At 40.0% G+C, this 5702-nt stretch carries 6 protein-coding genes; 5 read left to right on the top strand and 1 reads right to left on the bottom strand.

The window, feature by feature from the left end:
* Positions 1-74: 74 nt before the first annotated feature.
* Positions 75-380, bottom strand: a complete 306-nt coding sequence (locus L0J61_RS08615) for a cupin domain-containing protein (RefSeq protein ID WP_301466037.1) — start codon at positions 378-380, stop codon at positions 75-77.
* Positions 381-595: 215 nt separating this feature from the next.
* Between L0J61_RS08615 and L0J61_RS08620 the strand changes: the two genes are divergently transcribed.
* The 5 genes from L0J61_RS08620 to L0J61_RS08640 all read left to right on the top strand — a co-directional run bounded on the left by L0J61_RS08620 (position 596) and on the right by L0J61_RS08640 (position 5523).
* A complete protein-coding gene (locus L0J61_RS08620) occupies positions 596-1552 on the top strand; it encodes an AraC family transcriptional regulator (RefSeq protein ID WP_301466038.1) in 957 nt (318 codons plus the stop codon).
* 341 nt (positions 1553-1893) lie between these two features.
* Positions 1894-2832, top strand: a complete 939-nt coding sequence (locus L0J61_RS08625; RefSeq protein ID WP_301466039.1) for an ABC transporter permease — start codon at positions 1894-1896, stop codon at positions 2830-2832.
* Entirely contained in the window at positions 2829-3779 is a 951-nt protein-coding gene (locus L0J61_RS08630; protein ID WP_301466040.1) for an iron chelate uptake ABC transporter family permease subunit, read from the top strand. Before L0J61_RS08625 ends, L0J61_RS08630 begins: the two co-directional genes overlap by 4 nt.
* The gene (locus tag L0J61_RS08635; protein ID WP_301466041.1) at positions 3776-4552 is read left to right on the top strand and encodes an ABC transporter ATP-binding protein; all 777 of its coding nucleotides are present in this window, start codon (positions 3776-3778) and stop codon (positions 4550-4552) included. Before L0J61_RS08630 ends, L0J61_RS08635 begins: the two co-directional genes overlap by 4 nt.
* Entirely contained in the window at positions 4549-5523 is a 975-nt protein-coding gene (locus L0J61_RS08640) for a siderophore ABC transporter substrate-binding protein (RefSeq protein WP_192523327.1), read from the top strand. Before L0J61_RS08635 ends, L0J61_RS08640 begins: the two co-directional genes overlap by 4 nt.
* The last annotated feature ends 179 nt before the right edge of the window (positions 5524-5702 follow it).

Genomic DNA, 5702 nt, shown 5'->3' on the forward strand with positions numbered 1-5702 from the left:
TGTTATGACATTATCTTATATGTGCTGATTTCGTTAACTGATTATTAGAATTATCACCAAGTGCAGGTTTTGATTTATAAAGGCTCAAAAAACATCACGCTAGCCTCAGTCGGTGCATGAGGTTTATGGTCAGTATTCTTGGGAATAACGACCACTTCGCCAGCATTAACCTCTATAGTTTTGTCCTGTAATATAATAAATAACTGCCCTGACAGTACATGAAATAACTTGTCTTCATGTTCATGATTATGCCATTCATATTCGCCTTTCAGTTTGGCCAGCTTGACGGTCAATTGATTAAATTGTGCAATATCAGTAGGCTTCCATAATGCTTTAATATCATCCAGTTCATTTTTTATGTTGGCTATAAGTAGGCTCATTATTGCTTCATCCTGATATATTAGTTCTAGCTATTTATGTTTAATTGATAATCATTTACATTAAAATGATTGTTTATTGCGAATAATGCTATGATTACTTCAAGAGTTAATAACTAACTACTCATTCAAGTAAACCTGTTTTATCTGGATATGTAATAAAACGTCTATTCTCTACTCACTTAAACCACATACTAAAACATCGTGATTATATTTTTATGGCAGACTTGAACACATTTTATGACCACTATCAGACCAAATATTGGAATTTTGATCGCCCTGATTCTGATTATTTGATTAAACGTCCAATTTACGATGGTAGCTCTGGTTACGGTGACTTGCTGAGCTTGCATAACGGTATTGTGCTTGGTCGAAACTGCATCACTGATCAGCAACCTGTGGTTGAACCCGCTGCACCATTTTCTTGTGATGTTGGCATGCATTTGATTGTAGATGCGAACTATACTTTACATGCTAGTAATTTACCTACCGATACATACATTCACTCGCAGCAAATTTGGCGACGATCAGGAGATTTTGGTGATATAAACTCTACTACCGATACTGAATATTTGCAGAAACCATCCATAAATAGCCATGTGGTATCAATCGATTTTAATCAAGAGCTACTGTCACGTTGGGCAGAAAGCTTCGATTTGCCGGCTTGGTTATTGCCAGCTGACGATCAAGACCCTGAAATGATTCAAGTTCGTTTATCAAACCAGTCAAGGCTACTTGCTCGCGCAGCTTATATTCTCTCACTGCCTTGTTACACTTTAAGTGATCGCCTGATTTTAGAGAGTCAAGCGCTGCTTCTCTGTCAAGATATGCTTGGTATTCAGGACAAATCTGGCCGACTAATAAACCAAAAAAGTCCAATTGATCACGCCGTTGATATTATTCGCCAAGAGTACCAGCATAAGCTAACAATCTCCTTGCTGGCTCAACGAGTGGGTATAAACGAATGCTACCTAAAACAACAGTTTAAACAACAAACGGGCAGAACAATAGGCTGCTTTATTCGTGAATTACGTATGCAGGAAGCAATGCGTTTATTGTTAGATGAATATAAAAGTGTTCAGGAGACGGCATGGTATGTTGGCTATCATGATCCTAGTAATTTCAGCAAAGCATTCGCCAAATTTTATGGCGTCACACCCACACAACTTATCTAGTCAGACTATTTATGTCAAGCTGCTACTATTCTCTAAAACACGCTAAATAAGCCTTGATTAAAGGTGAGTAATTTACGCCAATCTCAAGCTGTGTTTGAGTTTATCTAATTTCTTAACTTTAGAAAATGGTTAGATGATATTCTGAATAAGTTCCCTTATTCACCGTACAATTTCCCAGTTTCACCCTATATTCAACGTATCTATTCAAACAAGCATAGTATGATTGATTCTCATTTATACTTTAATGAAAAAATTCCTAGCAAATCATTTTATAGACTTGTGATGGTATTTCGCAGAGTAAAAAGTCATTCGTATTTATATAAGTTAGAAGAGTTTCAATAATGCGCTCACTATTTTTGTTACTCATTTTGCTTTGTGCTGCTTCTCTAATGTTGGGCTCAAAGCAGGTGTCAATTGTAGCGCTCTTTAATTTTTCAAGCGATGCGTGGTTGACCTTAACGGCGAGCCGTATACCACGGCTGATTGCTCTAGTATTGACAGGGGTAGGGTTGTCTGTCAGTGGCGTTATTTTGCAACACATTGTGCGCAATAAGTTCGTCGAACCTGCCACATCAGGTGGTTTGGATGCAGCCAAGCTTGGTATTTTAGTCTCACTAACGCTGCTTCCTAGTGCTAGCACCAGCTATAAAATGCTATTTTCCATGCTCTTTTGTTTTGCAGCGAGTCTGCTCTTCATTTTTATTATCAGCCGTATTACTTTCAAAAACTCCGTACTGATTCCTGTACTTGGGTTGATGTATGGCAGTGTACTGAGTTCGATAGCTGAGTTTTATGCCTATCAGCATAATATTTTACAAAGTATGCAAGGCTGGTTGTTAGGAGATTTTTCAAGGGTTGTGCAAGGTCAATATGAGCTTATTTATATTATTTTGCCCATCATTGTATTGGCTTATTTTTATGCGCATCGTTTCACGGTAATGGGCATGGGTGAGGAAATGGCGGCCAGTTTGGGATTGCGTTATGCTGCGACAGCCGCATTGGGGCTTGTTTTAGTGTCGGTGACCGTCGCGGCATCGGTTATTACTATTGGCGCGATACCTTTTGTTGGCCTTGTCATTCCTAATTTAGTCGCTTTGAAATATGGAGAGAATTTATCACGCACATTACCTGTCGTTGCATTGGGCGGTGCTTGTTTGCTTCTTATTTGTGATATTTTTGGGCGAGTCATTATTTATCCTTTCGAAGTCCCTATTGGGCTTACTGCTGGTGGGGTGGGCGGTGTGATTTTCCTCATGTTAATTATGAGGGGCGTCAGATGAGTCAAGCGGTAAAAATGTGGACTATGCTTCTACTTATTCTCATTTTAGCAATTATTTTTTTATTGATAGGCTCAGGTTTAGATTTCGATTATTTGATTCCGAAACGCTTCATGCGTCTAGTAACCATTGTACTTGGTAGTGTCTGCTTAGCTGTTTCGTCCATTGTCTTTCAAACCATTGTAGGCAACCGTATTTTGTCGCCTTCAATTATGGGGTATGAGGCTGTTTATCTGCTATGGCAAGCGCTGTTGCTTCTGGTTATGGGTACGAACGGGCTACTGATGTTAGGCGTCAGTGGTAATTTCATCGTATCCATCATGTTGATGCTGGTGTATTCGTGGGCACTGCATCATTTGCTGTTGCCTCGATGCAAAAGCGATGTCTTTATGCTGCTGCTATTTGGTCTGGTTTTGACAATGGTCATTGGTACGGTCACACAGTTTATTCAACTTCGTATCAGTCCAGGTGAGTTTTCGGTTTTTCAAGGGTTAAGCTATACCTCTTTTAATAGAGCCAATCCTGAAATGGTTTGGTGTGGCGTACTAGCAGTAGTAACGGTGCTATGGTTAAGTCGTAAGACGTTACCTGTATTAGATGTGATGGCTCTCGGTCGTGAGCAATCGATGTCACTTGGTATCAACCATGCTAAATACGTCAAGTTATATTTGGCTTTGATTGCCATTCTCGTCGCTGTGTCAACTAGCTTGATTGGTCCCACGGCATTTATGGGTGTGTTTATTGCCAATATAGCTTATGCGCTTGCAGGAAGTAGTAAGCATAAAGTCACATTACCTATAGGTTGTGCGGTCTCTATAGCTGTATTTTTAGTGGCTCAAATTTTTGTTGAGCATGTTTTCAACTATAAAACCAGTGTCCGTATTCTTGTCAATCTGGTGTGTGGTATCTATTTTCTGGCATTGACTGTTCGTACTAGAGGGATTACATGATTACCGTTAGTAACCTCCATAAAAGTTATGGCAAAAAATCCGTGCTATCAGATGTCTCTCTAGCGTTTCCAAAAGGGCGTGTCACCTCATTGATAGGTCCTAACGGTGCAGGTAAGTCTACTTTATTGATGATGATGGCTAGGCTATTAGAGCCCAGTAGTGGCTATGTATCACTTGATGGTCGAAAAATCAGTGAAATGCGCACTTCTGAATATGCTCATCATGTGGCCACACTACGGCAGTCGCCGGGCTTTAATTTACGATTGACAGTGCAGGAGCTGATCTCTTTTGGACGTTTTCCGTATAGTCGTGGTTCTTTGACGGTAGAGGATCGCCGAGTCATTGACGAGGCGATTGATTTTTTAGCGTTAGAGTCTTTACGTCACGCTTATTTAGATGAATTGAGTGGTGGTCAGCGTCAAATGGCTTTTTTGGCGATGACTATTGCGCAACAAACGGACGTGTTGTTATTAGATGAGCCTTTGAACAATCTAGATATGAAACATGCTGTGCAGATCATGCAAGCCTTACGTCGTTTATGTGATGAACAGGGACGCACGGTGATTTTGGTGATTCACGATATCAATTTTGCGGTCAATTATTCAGATCATATCGTAGCTCTAAAAAATGGTGCACTTAGCTTTAGTGGGACTTCTGCACAGGTGGTGACAGAAACTAATTTAAGTGAGTTATATGATCTTGATTTTGAAATTATTCGTAATGAACGTGGTTGTTTATGCAACTACTTCAATTTATCAGGAGTGAGTATATGAATGTAAAAAAACAAGGTTGGGTATGGATGCTTGCCATCATGGCATCTATTCCTCTACAAGGCTGTGAACAAAAATCTCATGAGCCTGCAGCGTCACAGGCGCTAAAAACTCCCATAACCATCGAGCATGAGCTTGGTACGACCGTGCTCGATCATCGTCCGCAGCGGGTTGCCGTACTTGATATGAACGAAGCTGACTTTCTAGACCAGCTTGGTGTACCGATTGCAGGTATGGTCAAAGACTATGTGCCGCATTTTTTGGCTCAATACAAAAAAAATGCTGACATAGAGGATTTAGGTGCAATTGTTCAGCCCAATATGGAACGCATATATGCGCTACACCCTGATCTTATTTTGATGACCCCACTACATGCGGCAAACTATGAAGAGTTGTCCGAGATTGCACCAACGCTACATTTCGATGTGAGTTTTAAAGACAGTCAGGCGCGACATGTCGAAAATGTCGAAAATCACTTATTAGCTTTGGGTAGGATTTTTGATAAAGAAGCATTGGCAAAAGAGCAGGTCGCGCAGCTAGAAGCAAGGGTACAAGACGTACAAGCAGTAACAAAGAATCGCCCAGAAAAAGCGCTGGTAGTACTGCATAATAATGGGGCTTTTAGTAATTTTGGCGTACATTCTCGCTATGGTTTTATCTTTAATGACTTAGGTGTCAAGCCTGCAAGCACACTTGAAGATACCAGTCTGCATGGTCAGCCGATTTCTAGTGAGTTTATACAGCAGGCAGATCCTGACATTATTTATATCGTTGACCGTACTGCAGTTATGGAACATCGCGCGACTATCAGTTCTAATGATGTAAGCAATCCTTTACTGCGTCAAACCAAAGCGTGGAAAAACGGTAACGTTGTGTTTGTTGATGCCGACGCGTGGTATATAGCAGCAGCTAGTCCAACCTCATTAAACATCATCATGGACGATGTCCTCAAAGGTTATCCGTCAATTTCATAGATATATTCTAAGACGAAAGAGGTTTTGAACGTAGAGCCAGAAAATAATTAAATGAGAAGCAGAAAGTTTTTTATCTAAAATTATTAATGATTATTATTTGTGTTTTTATTCGTATTTATATTTTTACAAAAATAAGAGGATGTTTTTATGTATCAACTTCAGCAGCTAAATCATAAAAG

This window comes from Psychrobacter sp., assembly GCF_030457785.1.
Taxonomy (GTDB): domain Bacteria; phylum Pseudomonadota; class Gammaproteobacteria; order Pseudomonadales; family Moraxellaceae; genus Psychrobacter.

Excerpts from the sequence above, each read along its gene's own strand:
- L0J61_RS08615 (WP_301466037.1), bottom strand. The coding sequence starts at position 380 with ATGAGCCTACTTATAGCCAACATAAAAAATGAACTGGATGATATTAAA.
- L0J61_RS08620 (WP_301466038.1), top strand. The coding sequence starts at position 596 with ATGGCAGACTTGAACACATTTTATGACCACTATCAGACCAAATATTGG.
- L0J61_RS08625 (WP_301466039.1), top strand. The coding sequence starts at position 1,894 with ATGCGCTCACTATTTTTGTTACTCATTTTGCTTTGTGCTGCTTCTCTA.
- L0J61_RS08630 (WP_301466040.1), top strand. The coding sequence starts at position 2,829 with ATGAGTCAAGCGGTAAAAATGTGGACTATGCTTCTACTTATTCTCATT.
- L0J61_RS08635 (WP_301466041.1), top strand. The coding sequence starts at position 3,776 with ATGATTACCGTTAGTAACCTCCATAAAAGTTATGGCAAAAAATCCGTG.
- L0J61_RS08640 (WP_192523327.1), top strand. The coding sequence starts at position 4,549 with ATGAATGTAAAAAAACAAGGTTGGGTATGGATGCTTGCCATCATGGCA.